The sequence below is a fragment of the Hespellia stercorisuis DSM 15480 genome (assembly GCF_900142165.1).
Lineage (GTDB): Bacteria > Bacillota > Clostridia > Lachnospirales > Lachnospiraceae > Hespellia > Hespellia stercorisuis.
Genome location: NZ_FQZY01000152.1, coordinates 1 through 1,434, shown reverse-complemented (window position 1 = coordinate 1,434; position 1,434 = coordinate 1). Strand labels below are relative to the sequence as shown.

Here is a 1,434-nt window from a genome sequence, read left to right as displayed (position 1 = left end):
AGCATGGAATAAATGCTTTTACAGCAATCAGAGAAGCCCTTTTAGGGAATTCCGATATCATCTTTAACTAATGGAGTTCTGAACAGTTACAAATATTTTATAGGGTCTCTTCTAAATTTTGCTTTGTGATTGGGTCAATCAGGGAATTGGATTTATTAGGTTTATTAAATATCTCTCATAAAGACATAGAGCTACTTAATTTTGAAGAAGATGATATTAGAGATTTTATGCTGTGCAATTATCCAATTTTAAATGCTGATATCTTAGCTGATGTGTTAAAATTATCTGATGGATTACCGATTTTAGTTGATTTGTTCCTTAAAGGATTTAAAGAAAAAGGCGTATTAGATAATAATATGCAAGTAAGAAAATACATTCGTCAAATTACAGAAAGTCTTACTGAGAAAGAATTAAAAATTGCTCAGATCATTGCTCTATTAAGCATCACTAAAGCCAATATATCTACTAATCTGCTAAATAGTGTGATAAGTGATTTCAATGAGAATGATATTACAATTTTAGAAAGTAATGCTTTAATTGAATTCCATCCAATCAAACGTGAAATTAAAATGCATGATATTTTTAGGGATTTTATAAACTCATACTATATTATGCAGGAACAGAAATATATCTTAAAGCTGTATAGATTTTTCAAAGTAAATAGTACTGAATATGAAAGCGCTTATTATGCAATATTGGTAGAAGATATTTCTATTAAAGATTTAATTATTCCAACTATCGAAAAAGCAATTTCTAGTGAAAATTTTTCTTTTCTCCTTTTATTTGGTGAACACATAAAAAATATATTTGGTTTTCAGTCTAGTATTGGAAATATTTCGAATAGAACTTTTTGTACAATTTTATTAGGATATCTTGAAGGACTTATAGGGGTTGGGGACTATCCAGCCGCCAAAGAAATTATTGATAGATGTGCATTGACTATACGCGGAAATAATATATCAATACATTTAAGATTGTCATTATTAATAGCCAATCTCTATCACCTTCAGAATCAGTATCAGGAAGCTATCGCTTCATATGAAATACTTCTAAACGAAATAAATAGTAAGGTATATGGTGAAAACTGTTTGAAATATGAAGCAAAGTGTTTATGGGGAATAGCTCATTCATACCGTCATGAAGGATTGAATTATACTTTAGCAGAAGCATATTATAGAGAAGCCATCACATCAGCACAAGTCACAAACCAAAGAAGTATTATACTAAAATGCCGTTTTGAACTTGTTACAATATATATCTTGCAAAACAATCAAATTGCAGCACATTTTGAACTTAAACTGATAGATAAAATATTTAAGGATTTACCTTCAGACCAATATATTGTAAGCGCAAAATAATTCGACGGATTGTTTTGCCCCAAAATCCAGTTCATAATTATTGTTAGAGAATGCAAGCATTTCACTTCATTTTCTT

At 29.4% G+C, this 1,434-nt stretch carries 1 protein-coding gene; it reads left to right on the top strand.

Translation table 11 applies throughout. The features are described from left to right. Positions 1-146 precede the first annotated feature (146 nt). The gene (locus BUB85_RS20835; protein WP_143160824.1) at positions 147-1,358 is read left to right on the top strand and encodes a tetratricopeptide repeat protein; all 1,212 of its coding nucleotides are present in this window, start codon (positions 147-149) and stop codon (positions 1,356-1,358) included. Positions 1,359-1,434: the final 76 nt, after the last annotated feature.